This is a genomic window from Pseudomonas putida W15Oct28, from assembly GCF_000708715.2.
Classification (GTDB): Bacteria; Pseudomonadota; Gammaproteobacteria; order Pseudomonadales; family Pseudomonadaceae; genus Aquipseudomonas; species Aquipseudomonas putida_R.
The window spans coordinates 1-19,006 of record NZ_JENB01000059.1 but is presented as its reverse complement, the minus strand read 5'-3'; the positions used below and the strand labels follow the sequence as shown (position 1 = coordinate 19,006).

14 protein-coding genes are annotated in these 19,006 nt (G+C 64.7%); 8 read left to right on the top strand and 6 right to left on the bottom strand.

The window, feature by feature from the left end; genetic code table 11:
• Positions 1 to 120: 120 nt before the first annotated feature.
• Entirely contained in the window at positions 121 to 1,788 is a 1,668-nt protein-coding gene (locus tag AK81_RS25410; protein WP_043203684.1) for a putative bifunctional diguanylate cyclase/phosphodiesterase, read from the top strand.
• An 81-nt stretch (positions 1,789 to 1,869) separates the two neighbouring features.
• Here the strand turns inward: AK81_RS25410 and AK81_RS25405 are convergent, their stop codons facing one another.
• The gene (locus AK81_RS25405) at positions 1,870 to 3,258 is read right to left on the bottom strand and encodes a NorM family multidrug efflux MATE transporter (RefSeq protein WP_043203683.1); all 1,389 of its coding nucleotides are present in this window, start codon (positions 3,256 to 3,258) and stop codon (positions 1,870 to 1,872) included.
• Positions 3,259 to 3,415: 157 nt separating this feature from the next.
• Here AK81_RS25405 and AK81_RS25400 point away from each other — a divergent pair, with 157 nt between their 5' ends.
• Entirely contained in the window at positions 3,416 to 4,342 is a 927-nt protein-coding gene (locus tag AK81_RS25400) for a LysR substrate-binding domain-containing protein (RefSeq protein ID WP_043203681.1), read from the top strand.
• A 112-nt stretch (positions 4,343 to 4,454) separates the two neighbouring features.
• On the opposite strand, the gene hglS is transcribed toward AK81_RS25400, so the two are convergent.
• Both hglS and AK81_RS25390 read right to left on the bottom strand, forming a co-directional pair.
• Entirely contained in the window at positions 4,455 to 5,849 is a 1,395-nt protein-coding gene (gene hglS / locus AK81_RS25395; protein WP_043203679.1) for a 2-oxoadipate dioxygenase/decarboxylase HglS, read from the bottom strand.
• Between the two features lie 186 nt (positions 5,850 to 6,035).
• Positions 6,036 to 6,926, bottom strand: coding sequence for a LysR family transcriptional regulator (locus AK81_RS25390; RefSeq protein WP_043203677.1), 891 nt, complete (start codon positions 6,924 to 6,926; stop codon positions 6,036 to 6,038).
• A gap of 135 nt (positions 6,927 to 7,061) precedes the next feature.
• Here AK81_RS25390 and amaB point away from each other — a divergent pair, with 135 nt between their 5' ends.
• Both amaB and amaA read left to right on the top strand, forming a co-directional pair.
• A complete protein-coding gene (amaB, locus tag AK81_RS25385) occupies positions 7,062 to 8,552 on the top strand; it encodes an L-piperidine-6-carboxylate dehydrogenase (protein WP_043203675.1) in 1,491 nt (496 codons plus the stop codon).
• A gap of 147 nt (positions 8,553 to 8,699) precedes the next feature.
• Positions 8,700 to 9,986, top strand: coding sequence for an L-pipecolate oxidase (amaA, locus tag AK81_RS25380; protein ID WP_043203674.1), 1,287 nt, complete (start codon positions 8,700 to 8,702; stop codon positions 9,984 to 9,986).
• Between the two features lie 108 nt (positions 9,987 to 10,094).
• Here amaA and AK81_RS25375 read toward each other — a convergent pair whose 3' ends face one another.
• On the bottom strand, positions 10,095 to 11,522 hold the full coding sequence (locus AK81_RS25375; RefSeq protein ID WP_043203672.1) for a mechanosensitive ion channel family protein: 1,428 nt from the start codon (positions 11,520 to 11,522) through the stop codon (positions 10,095 to 10,097).
• A gap of 321 nt (positions 11,523 to 11,843) precedes the next feature.
• Between AK81_RS25375 and ycaC the strand changes: the two genes are divergently transcribed.
• From ycaC to AK81_RS25355, 4 genes are all read left to right on the top strand, one after another.
• On the top strand, positions 11,844 to 12,473 hold the full coding sequence (ycaC, locus tag AK81_RS25370; protein WP_019472736.1) for an isochorismate family cysteine hydrolase YcaC: 630 nt from the start codon (positions 11,844 to 11,846) through the stop codon (positions 12,471 to 12,473).
• Positions 12,474 to 12,589: 116 nt separating this feature from the next.
• Positions 12,590 to 12,898, top strand: a complete 309-nt coding sequence (locus tag AK81_RS25365) for a hypothetical protein (RefSeq protein ID WP_043203670.1) — start codon at positions 12,590 to 12,592, stop codon at positions 12,896 to 12,898.
• Positions 12,899 to 12,937: 39 nt separating this feature from the next.
• Positions 12,938 to 13,756: an alpha/beta fold hydrolase gene (locus AK81_RS25360; RefSeq protein WP_043203668.1), complete on the top strand. Its 819-nt coding sequence runs from the start codon at positions 12,938 to 12,940 to the stop codon at positions 13,754 to 13,756.
• 377 nt (positions 13,757 to 14,133) lie between these two features.
• Positions 14,134 to 15,975, top strand: coding sequence for an amidohydrolase (locus tag AK81_RS25355; protein ID WP_162491989.1), 1,842 nt, complete (start codon positions 14,134 to 14,136; stop codon positions 15,973 to 15,975).
• A gap of 165 nt (positions 15,976 to 16,140) precedes the next feature.
• On the opposite strand, the gene AK81_RS25350 is transcribed toward AK81_RS25355, so the two are convergent.
• Entirely contained in the window at positions 16,141 to 17,739 is a 1,599-nt protein-coding gene (locus AK81_RS25350; protein WP_043203665.1) for an MFS transporter, read from the bottom strand.
• A 1-nt stretch (position 17,740) separates the two neighbouring features.
• Positions 17,741 to 19,003 (bottom strand): OprD family porin, encoded by a 1,263-nt coding sequence (locus AK81_RS25345; protein WP_043203664.1) that lies wholly within the window; start codon positions 19,001 to 19,003, stop codon positions 17,741 to 17,743.
• Positions 19,004 to 19,006: the final 3 nt, after the last annotated feature.

Sequence of the window (19,006 nt, the reverse complement as noted above, 5' to 3'; positions counted from 1 at the left end):
ACGACAAAATACGTCGGGATGCTACGCCCGGAAATACATGTATAAAAGTGAAAATCATTTTCATTAATGCAGTAGCATACCGGCAGATCTCGTTGCACCGTAAAGCCCTAAGGAGCCCGCTTGTCCACGCCTGTCGAACCTTTGCGTTTGCTGCTGTTGGCTGATGAGCCGCAATGGGCCGCCTTGTTGCACGCATGCATGCCTGCCCTTAACGGCAGTGCCGTGCTGCTGACCGCGCCTGACTGGGACTCGGTCGATAGCCTGTTCAGCCATGATCGCCAGGCCGTGGTGCTGGCAACCCCGGCCTTGCAGCCGGTGCCTGGGCGCTGCGATCTGCCGACCATCCTGCTGCTTGACCACGAGCCCGAGGTGGCGCCCAGCGCCGTCAGCGACTGGCTGGTACGCGACCAGCTCAATGCCGACACCCTGCGCCGCTCGCTGCGCCATGTGCGCGAACGTGGGGTGCTGGTAGCCACCTTGCAGCGGCTGGCCGAACAGGACCCATTGACCGGCATCGCCAACCGCCAAGGCTTCCAGGCCTTGCTGACCACGCGCCTGGCCGAGAACGAGGGCCGTGGCATTGCCTTGGGCCACCTGGACCTGGACAACTTCCGCCACGTCAACGATGCGCTCGGCCACCAGAGCGGCGACCGCCTGATCCTGCAGGTGGTGGCGCGGCTGCAAAACCAGCTGGAGGCTGGCGACCAGCTGGCCCGCCTGGGCAGCGACGAGTTCGCCTTGCTCATCGACACCCGCCGCGACGGCAACCGTGCCGAATGGATTGCCGAGCGCATCGTCGAGGCCCTGGCCGAACCCTACTGGATCGACGGCGAAAGCCTGCTGCTGGGCTGCAGCCTGGGCTTGGCCCATGCCCGCGCGCAGAGCGGTGCCGACCCGCTGATGTGGCATGCGCACATCGCCATGCGCCAGGCCAAGGGCAGCCAGGGCTGCACCTTCCATGTGTTCAACGAACGCATCAATCGCAACGCCCGCAGCCTTGCCGACCTGGAAAGCGAACTGCGCCGTGCGCTGCGCCGTGACGAACTGGAGCTGCACTATCAGCCGCGGCTCGACCTGGCCGACGGGCGCATTGTCGGCCTGGAGGCGCTGGTGCGCTGGCGCCATGCCGAACGCGGGCTGTTACCGCCCAGCGAGTTCGTGCCCCTGGCCGAGCAAAGCGGCCTGATCGTGCCCTTGGGCTACTGGGTAATTTCCCGCGCGCTGCGCGATATGCAGGCGCTGTGCGAGCGCGGCCTGGAGCCGCTGCACATGGCGGTCAACCTGAGTTTCCGCCAGTTCCAGGACAGCCAGCTGCTGGCCACCCTCAGTCGCCTGATCCTTGAGCATGGTGTGGACGCCCGCTGGCTGGAGTTCGAACTGACCGAAACGGCGGTGATGCGCCGCAACGAGCTGGTGCGCCAGACCATGGACGCCCTCGGCCGCCTGGGCGTGCGCTTCTCGCTCGACGATTTCGGCACCGGGTTTTCTTCGTTCGTGCACCTCAACAGCTTGCCGATCACCTTGCTCAAGGTGGACCGCAGCTTTGTTGCGGGAATGGAAATGCGCGAGGAGAACCGCAAGCTGGTGCACGCCATGATCAACCTGGCGCACAACCTCAACCTCGAAGTGGTGGCCGAGGGGGTGGAGAGCGAAGAGCAGCTGGCGTTGTTGCGCGGGTTTGGTTGCGACCAGGTGCAGGGCTTTTTGGTCAGCAAGCCGCTGCCGGTGGGGGAGTTGATCGATTTTTTGCTGAAGGTGCCTGGCCGTCAGTTGGATGCTGTCCTTTAGGGCCCTTTCGCGGGCACGCCCGCTCCCACAGGGACCGCGTAATCCTGTGGGAGCGGGCGTGCCCGCGAAGAGGCCCTGAAGTCAGGCCGAAGCAGCAGCCCCTGCGCGCGCCACCGCCTTCCTCAAAAGCCGCTTCATCCGCCACTCAAAGCCAAAGGTCAGCGCCACGGCCGCACACGCCAGCCCCAGCGCGAGTCCCCACCAGATGCCCACCGCACCACCGCCCAGGGTAAAGGTGAACAACCAGGCGCTCGGCGCGCCCACCAGCCAGTAGCACACCAGCCCGATCAGGAAGGTGGTCTTGGCATCCTTCAGCCCCCGGATCGAGCCCATGGCAATCGTCTGCATGCCATCGAACAGCTCGAACCACGCCGCCACCATCAACAACTGCACGGCCACCTGGAAGATCGCGGCAAAGGCCGGGTCATTGCGGTCGATAAACAGCCCCACCAGTGCTTCGGGCAGCAGCAGGAACAGCGCGGCGAAGGCGAACATGATCATTGCCCCGAACCCGATACCCACGCGCCCGGCACTGCGCGCCGCCAGCAGGTTGCCGGCGCCGTAGTACAAGCCCACGCGCATGGTCACCGCATAGGACAAGCCCGTCGGCACCATGAACGCCGTGGACACGATCTGCAGGGCGATCTGGTGCGCGGCCAGTTCGGTGCTGCCCAGTACCCCCATGCACAGCGCAGCGAAGGCGAACAGGCCCACTTCTACCATGTAGGTGCCGCCAATCGGCAGGCCCAGCCGCCACAGCTCGCGCAGGGCCGGCAGCGACGGGCGTGACAGGCCCTTGCGCAGCGGGTAGGCGGCATAGGCCGAATGCCAGCGGATGTACAACGCAAGGGCGATGGCCATGCCCAGCGATACCAGTGCGGTGACCAGGCCGATGCCCATCAGGCCCAGCTTTGGCAGGCCGAACATGCCTTCGATCAACGCCACGTTGAACAGGTAGTTGAGCACCGTGCCGACCACACTGATCACCATCACCGGGGTCGAGCGGCCCAGCGCGCTGGTAAAGCCACGCAAGGCCATGAAGGTCAGGTAGCTGGGAAGCGCCAGTGGCAGCAGGGTAAGGAATTCGCTGGCAGAGGCCACGTTTTCCGGTTGCTGGCCAAACATCAGTAGAACAGGCTCCAGGTTCCACAGTGCCAGCGCGGCAACCAGTGACAGCCCCCAGGCCAGCCACAGGCCGTTCTGTGCCAGGCGGGTGGCACCTTCGATGTCGTTGGCGCCCTTGCGGATCGCCACCAAGGTGCCGACCGCAGCGATCACGCCCAGGCAGAAGATTGACACGAACGAGTAGCTTGCCGCGCCCAGGCCGCCACCGGCCAGCGCCTGTGGGCTGATACGGGCCATCATCAGGGTGTCGGTCAGTACCATCAGCATGTGCGCCAACTGCGAGGCGATCAGCGGCCCGGCCAGGCGCAGCAAAGCCTTGAGTTCTGTGGTGGGCGCGACATGCATGGGGGCGGTCCTTTTTCCTGGGGAAAACAACGAAGGGCGATTCTGAGGCTTTGGTCAACTTTGCACAAAAGGATAAAAGCGATCCTTGGCATGAGTCTGACTCATGTATATATGCTTGCTGGTGATTCGCTCCACAGTCCCGTATGGCAGGTGCCTCATGTCCCGTCAGCTCCCCCCGTTGTATGCCCTGCGTGCATTCGAAGCTGCTGCACGGCATTGCTCGTTCACCCGTGCCGGCGAAGAGTTGTCGATTACCCAAAGTGCTGTCAGCCGGCATATCCGTACGCTGGAGGAGCACTTTGCCTGCCGCCTGTTCGTGCGCAGTGGCCGCAGCCTGCAATTGACCGAAGCGGCGCGGGTGCTGTTGCCGGGGGTGCGCGAAGGCTTCGCGGCGCTGGAGCGGGCCTGCGATAACTTGCGCGGCGAAGACGACATCCTGCGCATGAAAGCCCCATCAACCTTGACCATGCGCTGGTTGCTGGCGTGCCTGAGCCGGTTCCGGCACCTGCAACCGGGCAACGAAGTGCAGCTGACCAGCGCCTGGATGGACGTTGACCATGTGGACTTCAACCAGGAGCCGTTCGATTGTGCGGTACTGCTTAGTGATGGCGTGTTCCCGGCGGAGTGGGAGGTGCGCAAGCTGTTTCCGGAGTTGCTGATCCCGGTCGGTGCGCCGGACCTGCTCGACGAAGAACCCTGGGATGTATGCCGGCTGGCCTCTATCGAACTGCTGCACCCCACGGTGGACAAGCGTGACTGGCGGGAATGGCTGGAGCGCATGGGGCTTGGCGACAAGGTATCGCTCAAGGGCGGGCAGGTGTTCGACACCCTGGAGCTGGGCATGATTGCCGCTGCGCGGGGCTACGGGATTTCCATGGGCGATTTGCTGATGGTGGCCGAAGATGTGGCGCAGGGGCGGTTGAGCCTGCCTTGGCCGACAGCAGTGCCCAGTGGGATGGACTACTACCTGGTATGGCCGCGCACCCGGCCGGGTGGCGAGCGGTTGCGGCGCTTGAGTGATTTTCTGGCAGACGAAGTGGCGGCGATGGATTTGCCGGATGTGGAAATCCTGCCGCCTCTCTGATCGCCTGTGCCGGCCCTTTCGCGGGCTCGCCCGCTCCCACAGGTTTAGCGTATGCCTTGAATCGACACGGTACCTGTGGGAGCGGGCAAGCCCGCGAAGAGGCCGGAAAGCCTTACATCGAACCCAGGTTCAACGCCTGAGCACAGGCCTGCAGCGAGCGGCGCTCGCTTTGCGCATACAGTGCCAGCTCATCCTGCACCTGCAACCCCAGCGCCGCTTCGAACGCATCGCGGTTGGCATTGCTGCCGTATTCGGCCTGCGCATCGTCGCCCAGGTTGGACTGGAAGATCCCCGCCGCGCTCACAGGCAGGAAGTCCTCGTACACCAGCGCCTCGAAATGCACATGGCCCGCGTCGATCAGCCCTTGCAGGGTAGTCGGGCGGCCTTCCTGGCCACGCGCAGCCAGGCCTTTCTCAGTGGCAAAGTAGCGGAAGTACGCCAGGCCCTGTTCACGCATCTGCGCCAGGTCATCCGGGAACTCGGCAAAGGTATCTTTGAGCAAGGCCATGTAGCGCTCGGCATTGGCTTCGGCCGGTGCGCCACCCAGGGCGGCGCGGGTGGCGTCGAGCAGCTTGTCGTACAGTTGGCGGCCTTTCGGTGTCAGGGCCGCGCCACGTTGCTCGATCTCGCCAAAGCGCGCGGTGTGGCTGCCTTCGCTACCTTGCTGGTTGCTGAACGCGACCTTTTCCTGCAAGGCCTTGAAGCTGGTCTGGCGCAGCAGGATCGGGTGGCGGCGGGTAGGCGGGCCTTCGACCACGGCTTTCGGCGGGATGCCCTTGGCCGGCATGCCGAGCTGGATCGCATCGATGTCCAGGGTACGCGGGGTCAAGTGGTTGATGTGCGGGCCTTTGAAGGCCACCACATCGGCAATCAGGCGGTGCTGGTCGTGCAGTTGTTGGTACTGCTCGGCGGTGACGGTGGCGTCATGGTGCCAGCGGAAGGTGTGCAGCGCTTGCTGCACGAACGCGTCGGCATCTGCAGCGTTCAGGCCGCCATCACGCTCGCACTGGGCGATCAGTTCCAAGGCGCGGGTGGTGAAGATCTGGCGCTTGGCCAGGATGCTCTGGGCCAGCTCACGCAGCTGCGGGTTGTCGATCAGCTCCAGGCGCAGCAGCGAGGTGAACACACGGAACGGGCTGACGTGCAGCGACTGCTCGTGCACCGCGCGGAATGCGGTGGAGTGCACCGGCACGCCGGCAGAGCTGAGGTCGTAGTAGCCGACCGGCTGCATGCCCATGACGGCGAACAGGCGGGCGATGGTGGCCAGTTCTTCGGCAGTGCCTACGCGGATGGCGCCGTGGCGCTCGTGGTCCAGGCGCTCGATTTCGCCGGTCCAGCGCAGGGCCTCGGCAACCTGGGGCTGCTGGGCCATGACCTGCTGGTTGATTTCGCTCACCAGCTCCAGCAACGTGCCGTACAACGGCACTTCCTGTTTGTACATGAGCGACATGGCGGCAGAGAACTGCGCGCGGATGCTGTCTGGGCTGACGAAATCGTGGGCGGGCATCGCTAGCTTCCTGGTTGGGTTCGGACGCTTACATGAAAGCTGGGAATGCACTTGGCTCACAAGCGAAAAAAAGTGAGTGTGTCATTCCTTTTTTGATCGACCTTCAGGGCCCTTTCGCGGGCAAACCCGCTCCCACAGTGGCCGCGCAACGCCCTTGTGGGAGCGGGTTTACCCGCGAAGAGGCCCTCAACCCTGAAGCTGCTCGTGAATCCATTCCACCAACGCCCGCACCTTGGGCACCTCTGCCGCATGCTCTGCATACGCCAGGTAATGCGCCCCCGCGCTGCGCATCGCATGGTTCCAAGGCACCACCAAACTCCCCTCGGCCAGCTCCTTCGCCGCCAGGTAACGCGGCACCAGCGCCACCCCACACCCGGCCTGCGCTGCGCTCAACGCCATATAGAAGGTATCGAAGCGCGGCCCGTGGTAGGCGCTGACGCTCTGCAAGCCCAGCTCCAGGAACCACTCATGCCAGGCCTCCGGCCGCGACGTGCTTTGCAGCAGCACCAGCTCGGCCAGCTCTGCCGCATCGCCCAGCGTGCGCCCGGCCAGCAGCTCCGGCGCACACACCGGCACCACCTCTTCGCGGAACAGCTCCACGCAGGTGGCCCCCGGCCAGGTGCCCTGGCCATAGAAGAACACCACGTCCGCCGAGCCCTGCAGCAGGGCGAACGGCTCCATCTCGTTGCGGATGTCCAGGTGGATGTTGGTGTGGCGCTTGCCAAAACCCTTGAGGTGCGGGATCAACCAGCGCACGCCAAAACTCGGTTGAGTGGCTACCTTCAATATCTCGGTCTGCTCGCCGTAGGTGAGCACGTAGCGGCTGGACATATCCACCTGGGTGAGGATTTTGTTGACCTCGGCCAGGTACAGGCTGCCGGCTGGCGTCAGTTGCAGGCGGCGGCGGATGCGCAAAAACAGGTGGTGGCGCAGCATGTCTTCAAGCTGCGCCACCTGCTTGCTGACGGCGCTCTGGGTCAGGTGCAGTTCTTCTGCGGCACGGGTAAAGCTCAAATGGCGGGCTGCAGCTTCAAAGCACTGCAGGGCGGTCATGGAAGGCACCAGGCGTTTGGACATAGCGATCTCTGCGGCTCAAATCATTACCTGACGGAATGATATGCGGAATAAAGGTCGTTTGTTGTACCTATGTGATCGGATTAATACTGATCCACATCATTTTTCCACCCCATCACCGATGTAGGAGATGCACAAATGGTTGCTGGATTGCTCGAGCGCCTTGGCGTTGCCGCCGAGGACTACACCCAGGGCGACTACCCTGTTCACACGCCGATCGACGGCAGCCAGATCGCCTCGGTGAAACTGCTCGGCAAAGCCGAGACCATCGCCCGCATCGATCAGGCCCAGAGCGCCTTCGACGCCTGGCGCACTGTGCCGGCCCCGCGCCGTGGCGAACTGGTGCGCCTGTTCGGCGAAGTGCTGCGTGAGCACAAGGCCGACCTGGGCGAGCTGGTCTCGATCGAAGCCGGCAAGATCACCCAGGAAGGCCTGGGCGAAGTGCAGGAAATGATCGACATCTGCGACTTCGCCGTTGGCCTGTCGCGCCAGCTGTACGGCCTGACCATCGCCTCCGAGCGCCCGGGCCACCACATGCGTGAAACCTGGCACCCGCTGGGCGTGGTTGGCGTGATCAGCGCCTTCAACTTCCCGGTTGCTGTGTGGGCCTGGAACACCGCCCTGGCGCTGGTGGCCGGTAACTCGGTGGTGTGGAAACCGTCTGAAAAGACCCCGCTGACCGCCCTGGCCTGCCAGGCGCTGTTCGAAAAAGCCCTGAAAGCCTTCGGCGACGCCCCGGCTGGCCTGGCACAACTGGTGATCGGCGGCCGTGAAGCGGGCGAAGCCATGGTCGATGACCCGCGTGTACCGCTGGTCAGCGCTACCGGCAGCACCCGCATGGGCCGTGAAGTGGGCCCACGTGTGGCTGCCCGCTTCGGCCGCAGCATCCTCGAACTGGGCGGCAACAACGCCATGATCCTGGCCCCGAGCGCCGACCTGGACCTGGCCGTGCGCGGCATCCTGTTCTCGGCTGTCGGCACCGCCGGCCAGCGTTGCACCACCCTGCGCCGCCTGATCGTGCACCGCTCGATCAAGGACGAAGTGGTTGCCCGCGTCAAAGCCGCCTACGGCAAAGTGCGCATCGGCGACCCGCGCAAGGACAACCTGGTGGGCCCGCTGATCGACAAGCTGTCGTTCGACGCCATGCAGGGCGCGCTGGCCAAGGCCCGCGACGAAGGTGGCCAGGTGTTTGGTGGCGAGCGTCAGCTGGCCGACCAGTACCCGAACGCCTACTACGTGTCGCCTGCCATTGCCGAAATGCCGGCGCAGAGCGACGTGGTGCGCCACGAAACCTTCGCCCCGATCCTGTACGTGCTGGCCTACGATGACTTCGAAGAGGCCCTGCGCCTGAACAACGAAGTGCCACAAGGCCTTTCGTCGTGCATCTTCACCCTCGACATCCGTGAAGCCGAGCGCTTCCAGAGTGCTTCGGGCAGCGACTGCGGTATCGCCAACGTCAACATCGGCACCAGCGGCGCCGAGATCGGCGGTGCGTTTGGTGGCGAGAAGGAAACCGGCGGTGGTCGTGAGTCGGGTTCGGATGCCTGGAAAGGCTACATGCGCCGCCAGACCAACACCGTGAACTACTCGCGCGAGCTGCCGCTGGCGCAGGGTATTGTGTTCGACTGATTCGATGCTGCATGGCCGGGGGCATAGCCCCCGGTTCGCGGCACAAGGCCGCTCCTACACAGGCATCGCGATCTCCTGTAGGAGCGGCCTTGTGCCGCGAATGGGCTGCGAAGCAGCCCCAACAAGAACAAATTGCTGGAGCCGGCCATGTCCGAACTGCGTCAAGAATGCTTGTGGGAATTCGTCAGCAAACCGACCGTTGCCGCCCAGGCCCTGGCCGGTGAGCACAAGGCCGATGTCTGCGTGATCGGCGGCGGCATTACCGGCCTGTCGGCGGCCATCCACCTGCTCGAACAGGGCAAGTCGGTGATCCTGCTGGAGGCCTGGAAGATCGGCCACGGCGGCTCCGGGCGCAACGTCGGCCTGGTCAACGCCGGCACATGGATCCGCCCCGACGACGTCGAGGCCACCCTCGGCCAGAAGCAGGGCAGCCGCCTGAACAAGGTGCTTGGCGAAGCCCCCGGCGAAGTGTTCGCCATGATCGAGCGCCTGGGCATCGACTGCCAGGCCCAGCACAAAGGCACGCTGCACATGGCGCACAACGCCACCGGCATCGCCGACCTCGAGGCCCGCCACGAACAATGGCGCCGCCGCGGTGCCGACGTGGAACTGCTGACCGGCGCCGAGTGCCAGGAATACTGCGGCACCAACAAGATTTCCGCCGCGTTGCTTGACCGCCGCGCCGGCACCATCAACCCCATGGGCTACACCCAGGGCCTGGCGTCTGCCGTGGCACGCCTGGGCGGCAAGCTGTTCCAGCAGTCTTCGGTCGAAGGCCTGGAGCGTGAGGGCGATGCCTGGCGGGTGAAGACTGCGCGTGGCTCGGTGCGCGCCGACAAGGTGGTGATTTCCACGGGCGCCTACACCGAAGGCGACTGGAGCAACCTGCAGAAGCAGTTCTTCCGTGGTTACTACTACCAGGTGGCGTCCAAGCCGCTGCAGGGCGCCGCGGCCGACAAGGTGCTGCCACATGGCCAAGGCTCGTGGGACACCCGCACCGTGCTCAGCAGCATCCGCCGCGACGACCAGGGCCGCCTGTTGCTTGGCAGCCTGGGCCGGGTCGACAACAAGCCGGCGTGGTTTGTGCGCAGCTGGGCCGACCGTATCCAGAGCCACTACTACCCGGATCTGGGCAAGGTCGAGTGGGAGATGCACTGGACCGGTTGCATCGACTTCACCCCCGACCACCTGATGCGCCTGTTCGAGCCGGCGCCGGGGCTGGTGGCGGTGACCGGGTACAACGGGCGGGGTAATACCACCGGCACCGTGATCGGTCGGGCGTTTGCCGAGTTCCTGCTGAAAGGGGAGGCGGACAGCCTGCCGATTCCGTTCTCGCCGATGAACGGCGTGAGCGCGCCTTCGCTGCGCACGGCGTTCTACGAGTCCGGCTTCTCGCTGTATCACGCGGGGCAGTGCTTGAGGGTTGTGTTGTAAGTACTGGCCTCTTCGCGGGCGCGCCCGCTCCCACAGGTACTGCGCAGCATCTGAAACCTGTGATTTTCCTGTGGGAGCGGGCATGCCCGCGAAGAGGCCGGCACAGGTTTATTTGTGCAACCAGCTGAGGAAGCCGCCTTTCTTGATCAGGGCCGGCTTCTGCAGCAACAACGACTCCCGGCTCTGACGCCGGAACCGCTGCAACTTGCTCAGCGCCGTCTGCACTTCGCCACGCTGCTGCAAACAGCTCTTCACCTGTTCCTTGTCGATCCGGTACAGCACGCAACTGGTCAGCGTGCGGAACTCGGCCAGCGAATCTTCTTCGTCGATGATCCCCTCGATCCCCAGGACCTCACCCGGCCCCATGCGCCCGGCTTCGATCCGCTTGTCGCCATCGCGCACCGACGCCGACACCACCCCGCTGCCAATCACCAGCAGGTGATCGGAATGCTCGCCCACGCCCAGGATCACCTGGTCCGCCAGGTACTCCACCGCCGTCATGCGCTGGCTCAGTGCATCGCGTTCTTCATCGCTTAGCGAGCGGAACACCCGCACTTCGTCCAGCACCTCACGCTGGCGGCTGCGCGGCGGCAGGGCCAGGTCCACGTTCCACATCACCCCGCTGGCCTCCAGGTGCCGGTGGGCAAGGTCGAACAGTTGGTTGCGCGCGTCACCCTTGGCGCCCGCATCGGCCACAAAGCCGCTGGCCTCGTACTCCACCGACTCCAGCGTCGAGGCCTTCACCGTCACTTTCGGTTTTGGCGTGTCAAGAATGGCACTGACGCCTTGCAAGGCCTTTTCCAGCGCGTCGAACACCCGCTTGGGCCGCACCTTGGCCGGCACCACCACGCTGATCGACACCCCATGCACATCGGCCGGGCGGCTGTGGTTGAGCAGCCGGGCCTTGGCCGCCACCGAGTTGGGGATCACCGCCAGGCTGCCGGTGCCGGTCAGCAGCCGCGTGGCGCGCCAGTCGATGTCCAGCACCTTGCCTTCGGTGCCGTCGATGGAGATTGAATCGCCAATCTGGTAGGGCCGCGTGGTGTTCAGCACGATGCCGCTGAACACGTCGGCCAACGTGCTCTGCAACGCAAGGCCGATGACGATGGCCATTACCCCGGACGTGGCCAGCAGGCCCTTCACCGGCAGTTGCATCACATAGCCTGCGGCAGCCACTACTGCGACCAGGAAGATCAGCGCCCCCAGCACATCCTGCAGCAACCGCCCGCCATGGCTGCCACGGGCCACCAGCAGCAGGCCGAACACCACCGTGACCGTGCGCGCGCCAAACAGCCACCAGCCGATGGCCAATACCGTGGCCATCAGGTTGCGCGAGACATCGTCAGGCCAGGGTGGCGGTTGCAGCGGGCTCATGCCGGCGGCCACCAGCACCGAGCTGAACAGCAGAAATATCACCAGGCGCGTGCCGATGCGCCAGGCGCGGCGCTGCATGGGGATGACTTGCCAGAGGATGAGGTCGAGCAGGATCAGGGTAGTACCGAGCAACAACGGGGACGACTGGATGAACGCCAGCATGGTGGTCTCGGGGGTGAGGGGAGGGCTGTGGGTAGTAATAGAGCAGGTTTGCCGGGCAAGCAATGGAAGCCTGTGCCGGCCTCTTCGCGGGCTTGCCCGCTCCCACAGGTACTGCGCTGGTTTTGAATTTGGTGCGGTCCCTGTGGGAGCGGGCGAGCCCGCGAAGAGGCCAGCAAAACCAACGCCAATCTATCGTTCCTAAAACAGAACGCTAAAGCCAAAAACCGCTATCTACCGCTCCAAAGGTGATGGTTTTAATCTTCTCCCATCAACGCGAAACACCCAACTTACTGAACATCAAAACCCTTAGGAGCTACCCCCATGACCAACTTCAAATACAACCGCCTGAACAAAGATGACGCCGCCGTACTGCTGGTCGACCACCAGGCTGGCCTGCTGTCCCTGGTCCGCGACATCGAGCCGGACGCGTTCAAGAACAACGTGCTGGCCCTGGCCGACCTGGCCAAGTTCTTCAACCTGCCGACCATTCTCACCACCAGCTTCGAGCAAGGCCCCAACGGCCCGCTGGTACCCGAGCTGAAAGCCCTGTTCCCGGATGCCCCGTACATCGCCCGCCCTGGCCAGATCAACGCGTGGGACAACGAAGATTTCGTCAAGGCCGTGAAAGCCACCGGCAAGAAGCAACTGATCATCGCCGGCGTGGTGACTGAAGTGTGCGTTGCCTTCCCGGCCCTGGCGGCCCTGGAAGAAGAGTTCGATGTGTTCGTGGTGACCGATGCCTCCGGCACCTTCAACGCCATGACCCGCGACGCCGCCCACGACCGCATGAGCCAGGCCGGCGCGCAGCTGATGACCTGGTTCGGCGTGGCCTGTGAGCTGCACCGCGACTGGCGCAACGACGTCGAAGGCCTGGCTGCGCTGTGCTCCAACCACATCCCGGACTACCGCAACCTGATGACCAGCTACAACGCCTTCAACGCCGGCAAGTAAGCCGACCGCCCCGGGCACCGCCAGTCGGTGCCCGCCAAGGGCAGCACACCCGTCCAATCCTCCGCCCGTTCACCGTTGCACAGTGGATGCGGGCAAGCTCATCCCAAGGAACGCCGATGAACACCGCACTCCAAGACAACCGCGAAGTGGTGACCGTATGCCTGCAACACCAGGTTCTCGCTAGCCCGGCGGGCTCCACGTTGGCGCAACCGCCGCGCTGGAAGCAGGCGCTGCTGACCTACCTGGTGATCTGCCCGATGACCATGATCATTCCGCAACTGCTGGCGCCGTTGTTTGCGCGCTTCCCGCAACTGGGCGGCCCGATTACCGGCAACCTGATCGTCAACCTGTTCGTCATCCTGCCCGTGGTGTTCTACATCATGCCTTGGGTAACCCGCCGCTGCGCCAACTGGCTGCGCGGCTGAGCCACCCCTCTACCTCGACACTTTCAAGGAGATACCGACATGAGCACGTTCGTTACCCGCGATGGCACTTCGATCTATTTCAAGGACTGGGGCAGCGGCAAGCCCGTGCTGTTCAGCCACGGCTGGCCGCTGGATGCCGACATGTGGGATTCGCAGATGGAGTTCCTGGCCAGCCGCGGCTACCGCGCCATCGCCTTCGACCGCCGCGGGTTCGGCCGTTCGAGCCAGCCGTGGAGCGGTTACGACTACGATACTTTTGCCGATGACATCGCCCAGCTGATCGAACACCTCGACCTGCGCGACGTGACGCTGGTGGGCTTCTCGATGGGCGGCGGCGATGTCAGCCGCTACATCGCCCGCCACGGCAGCGAGCGGGTGGCCGGGTTGGTGTTGTTGGGCGCTGTGACGCCGGTGTTCGGCAAGCGTGACGACAACCCTGAAGGGGTCGACCTGTCGGTATTCGGGGGTATTCGTGCCGGCCTGCGTGCCGACCGTGCGCAGTTCATCGCCGATTTCGCGACGCCGTTCTATGGCCTGAACCATGGGCAGCAGGTGTCCCAGGGCGTGCAGACGCAGACGCTGAACATCGCGCTGATGGCATCGATCAAAGGCACCCTGGATTGCGTGACGGCGTTCTCCGAGACCGACTTCCGGCCGGACATGGCCAAGGTCGATGTGCCGACTTTGGTAATTCACGGTGACGACGACCAGATCGTGCCGTTCGAGACCACCGGCAAGCAGGCGGCGGAGCTGATTCGTGGGGCTGAGCTGAAGGTGTATGCCGGGGCGCCGCACGGCTTTGCGGTGACCCATGCGCAGCAGTTGAACGAGGACTTGCTGGCGTTTCTCCAGCGGTAAGTGTGGGAGGCATTCGCGGGCTCGCCCGCTCCCACAGGGAAATCACAGGTTTCAGATGCTGTGCAGTACCTGTGGGAGCGGGCGAGCCCGCGAAGAGGCCAGCCCTGGCAGCACAAATGTTGATCAGGGCTAACCTTCTACAGCCCACCGCACATCCATCCAAGCCCTGACCCAGCATCAACCGGCATGCTCCGCAGTTGCGCCTGCCGCTGCCGCACCCAGAGACGGAGAACACCATGTCCCAGGACCGCAACGACAAGACCCGTCGCCAGTTCCTCGCCACCAGCACCGTGCTCGGTGCCGCCGGCGCGCTCTGGTCTGCATTGCCCTTCACCGGCCAAGCCGGTTCCGCTCACGCATCCACCCAAGGAGGTTCCATGACCGCCGACCTGATTCTGTTCAACGGCAAACTGCACACCGTTGACCGCGAAAAGCCCACCGCGACCGCCGCCGCCATCAAGGACGGCCGTTTCATCGCCGTGGGCAACGACGCCGAGGCCATGGCCCACAAGGGCGCTACCACGCAAATCATCGACCTCAAGCAGCGCACGGTCATCCCCGGCCTGAACGACTCGCACCTGCACCTGATCCGCGGTGGCCTGAACTACAACCTGGAACTGCGCTGGGAAGGCGTGCCGTCGGTGGCCGATGCCCTGCGCATGCTCAAGGACCAGGCTGCGCGCACGCCGACCCCGCAGTGGGTACGGGTGGTGGGTGGCTGGAACGAATTCCAGTTTGCCGAAAAACGCATGCCCACCCTGGAAGAAATCAACCAGGCCGCGCCTGACACCCCGGTGTTCCTGTTGCACCTGTATGACCGCGCGCTGCTCAACCGCGCCGCGCTCAAGGCTGTCGGCTATGACAAGGCCACCCCGAACCCGCCGGGTGGCGAGATTCAGCGCGACAAGTTCGGCAACCCGACCGGCATGCTGATCGCCCGCCCGAACGCGATGATCCTCTACGCCACCCTGGCCAAGGGGCCGAAGCTGCCGCTGGAGTATCAGGTCAACTCCACCCGCCAGTTCATGCGTGAGCTGAACCGTCTGGGCCTGACCAGTGCCATCGACGCCGGCGGCGGTTACCAGAACTTCCCCGACGACTACTCGGTGATCCAGGAGCTGGCCGACAACAACCAGCTGACCGTGCGCATCGCCTACAACCTGTTCACCCAGAAGCCCAAGGAAGAGCTGGACGACTTCAAGAAGTGGACCTCGAGCGTCAAGCTGCACAGCGGCACCGATTTCCTGCGCCATAACGGCGCCGGCGAAATGCTGGTGTTCTCTGCCGCCGACTTCGAGGACTTCCTCGAACCGCGCCCGGACCTGCCGCAGACCATGGAAGAAGAGCTGGAGCCGGTGGTGCGCCACCTGGTCGAGCAACGCTGGCCGTTCCGCCTGCACGCCACCTACAACGAATCGATCACGCGCATGCTCGACGTGTTCGAAAAGGTCAACCGCGACATCCCGTTCAACGGCCTGCCATGGTTCTTCGACCACGCCGAAACCATCACCCCGCAGAACATCGAGCGCGTGCGCGCCCTGGGCGGTGGTATCGCCATCCAGGACCGCATGGCCTTCCAGGGTGAGTACTTTGTCGATCGCTACGGCGCCAAGGCTGCCGAGCAGACCCCGCCCATCAAGCGCATGCTCGACATGGGCGTGCCGGTGGGCGCCGGTACCGACGCTACCCGCGTATCCAGCTACAACCCGTGGACCTCGCTGTACTGGCTGGTCAGCGGCAAGACTGTCGGCGGCATGGAGTTGTACCCGCAAGGCCTGGACCGCGACACCGCCCTGCAACTGTTCACCCAGGGCAGTGCCTGGTTCTCCAGCGAGCAAGGCAAGAAGGGCCAGATCAAGGTGGGCCAGCTGGCCGACCTGGCGGCGCTGTCGCTGGACTTCTTCAGTGTCGAGGAAGAGGCGATCAAGGGCATCGAGTCGGTGCTGACAATCGTCGATGGCAAAGTGGTGTACGCGGCGGGAGAATTCGACCGCCTTGGCCCACCGCAGGTGCCAGTGCTGCCAGAGTGGTCGCCGGTGGCCAAGGTGCCGGGGCACTGGCGCGTGGGTACGCCATCGTTGGCAGCCGCCGTGCATCAGTGCTCGGGGCCGTGCGGGGTGCATGCACACAGCCATGACAAAGCGCGCAAATCGAGTGTGCCGGTGAATGACTTCCAGGGCTTCTGGGGGTCGCTGGGTTGTTCCTGCTTTGCTTTCTAAGCTGAGCTGACATGAGAAAGGGGCCAGTTTTTGGCCCCTTTTTTGTTCCTTCAATACCGGCCTCTTCGCGGGCGCGCCCGCTCCCACAGGTACACCGCAGCCCTCAGGTTCTGCACGATCCCTGTGGGAGCGGGCGTGCCCGCGAAGAGGCCAGAAAAGCCGGTATCAATGGTGAGCCTTGTGCTCCCCACCCGCCAACAGATGCCGAATCTTCACTTCTACGCCCTCAGTCTGCAGCATCCGCACCCGCGCCTCGATCTTCAGCTCACCCCGGGTCACCCGATGGTGATGCCTCAAATGCTCCAGCCACGATTCCTCGAAGAAGAATTCCAGCCAAAGCGCCGGGTCAGCACTGTCGCGCATCAATCCCCAGGACAACGCCCCATTGCGCTTGCGCATCGCCTCCAGCTCCCGCGCGGCCTGCTGGAACGCCTCGGCCTTGGCCGGGGCGATGTGGTACTCCACCGTGACCATCACCGGCCCGCTTTCCTTGTCCGTGTCATCGCTCAGCAACGGCACTGGCCAGTGCAGCGACGGTGTCAGCTCTTCGGCCTCGGTTTCCGGCAGGGTCACCTTGCAGGTCAGCAACGTGCCCAGCGCCAGGCCACCTGCAGCCAGCAGCAGGCTCAGGGTGATCGATGCATGGCTGGCCAGCGTGCCCCACAGCAACCCGCCACAAGCCATGGCGCCGAAGAAGATCAGGATGTACACCGACAGTGCCCGCGCCCTTACCCACGCCGGGACCGAGGTTTGCGCCGCCACCTGCAGGTTGGACAGCACAGCAATCCACGCCGCGCCGCTGAGCAGCATCGCCGGCAGCAGCACATAGAAGTTGCGTACCAGCGCCAAGGCCAGCAGGAACAGCGCGTACAGCAGGCTGGCGAGCAGCACCAGGCGGTCGCGGCTGATGCGTTCGCGCAGGCGTGGCAGCAGGGTGGCGCCGGCCACTGCACCGATGCCGATGGCCGCCAGCAGCAGGCCGAAATCGGCGGCGGTGCCGTGCATTTCGCCGCGCACGATCAAGGGCAGCAGCGAGGTACCAGCGCTGGCGCAGAAGAAAAACGCCACGGCCCGCAACAGCACGGCCTGCAAGGGTTTGGCACTGCGTGCGAAACGCAGCCCGGTACGCATGGCACCGACAAACCGCTCAGCCGGCAGCAGCGGTTCCTTCACTTCACGCTTCCACAGGAACAGCACCAGGATCACCCCGGCGAACGAGACGGCGTTCAGGGCAAAGGTCAGCCATGGGCCGACCAGGCTCACCACCACACCCGCCAAGGCCGGGCCGATGGCGCGCGACACGTTGATGCCAACGCTGGAGATGGCCACCGCATTGGCCAGGTCTTGCTTGCCCACCAGCTCCGGTGTCAGCGCGCTCCAGGCCGGCATCATCAGCGCTGTACCGATGCCCAGCGCCAGGGTCAGCACCAGCAGCAGGGTGATGTTCATCAGCCCGAGCAGGGTCAGGGCCGCCAATACCACGGCGACCGAGGACATCCACAGTTGTACCAGCAACAGGTAGCGACGTTTGTCGACGATGTCGGCGGCTGCTCCGGCTGGCAGGGCGAGGAAGAACATCGGCAGCGAGCCGGCGACCTGGATCAGCGCCACGTGCAACGGGTTGGCCGACAACGTGGTCATCAGCCAGCCGGCACCCACCTCGTGCATCCAGGTGCCGATGTTGGAGGCAATGGTGGCGATCCACAGCATGCGAAAGGTGGCGTTGCGCAACGGGCTCCAGGCGCCTGAAGGGGAAGTGCTCATGTCAGAAGCTGCCTTTGAGTGGGTATTCGATGATCAGGTAGATGCGGTCGATGTCATCGCCGGCCTGAGCCTGGTTGGCGCGGTGGCTGACGTGGGAGAACGACAGGCTCAGGTCCTTCGCGGCACCCGACTGCACCACGTATTTCAGGTCGATGTCGCGTTCCCAGTGCTTGCCGCCGTCGCCGTACTGGCCCACGTAGGCGCCGCCCGTTGGTGCATGGCTGCCGTCGATGCCGCGGCCGCTGACGTAGCGTCCCATCAGGCTCAGGCCGGGCACGCCGAGGGTGGCAAAGTTGAGGTCGTAGCGCAGTTGCCACGAGCGCTCGCCGGCGCCGTTGAAGTCGGCGTACTTGATCGAGTTGGCCAGGTAGATGGAGTCACCACCGACGAAGTCGAACGGGGTGTCGCCCTCGACCTTCTGGTAGGCAAGGCTCAGGGCCTGGGCACCGAAGCTGTACCGGGCCAGCAGGCTGTAGGCGAGGGTGTCGATGGCCCCCGCGCTGGCACTGCCCGTGTCGCGGGTCTGGTAGAGGTTGCCGTCCACGCGCCAGTTGCCTTCGGCCAGGTTCAGGTTGAGGTAGGCCTGGCGCCAGGTGTCTTCCAGTTGCCCGGCATACAGGGCGGCGCCGAGCGGCCCATTTGGCGCGAAGGTGGCACCGGCCAGGCTGATGGCCCGGTTGTGGGTAGTGGCGCCGTAGCCGCTGAAGTCGTCGTGGCTGGCGCTGTTGTCCTGGTTGCTGAAGGCGGTGAAACGCCCGGCTTGCAGGCGCCAGTCGGGCAGGTCGGTGTTTTCCACGAGCCAGCCGGTGGCGTATTCCGGGTGCAGGCGTTTGTCGCCGGTGTCGAACACCGGGGTTTCCACGGTCATCTCGCCGTAGCGCAGTTGGGTATTGCCCCGGCGCAGCTTGAGCGCGGCGCCGGCGCTGGAATAGTCCGACTCGGCGGGGCCGTCGCTGTCGCGTGGCAGCAGGCCGGTACCGGCATGGCCGCGGCCACCGTCGAGCTTGAGGCCGAGGAAGCCATGGGCGTCGATGCCCACCCCGACAGTACCTTCGGTGAAACCCGAGCGGACCTCGCCGATGAAACCCTGGGCCCATTCCTGCCGGTAGTTCTGGCCGCTGCCGGAGGGCGAGCGGAAGTCGCTGTGCAGGAAGTAGTTGCGGCTGAGCAGCGACCAGCCGGGTTCGTCGGCCTGGCCGATTGCCGGGCAGAGGGCGAGGGTGGCGAGCAGGGCACGGCCTGGTCCGGGGGTGGCGCGGATCATGGG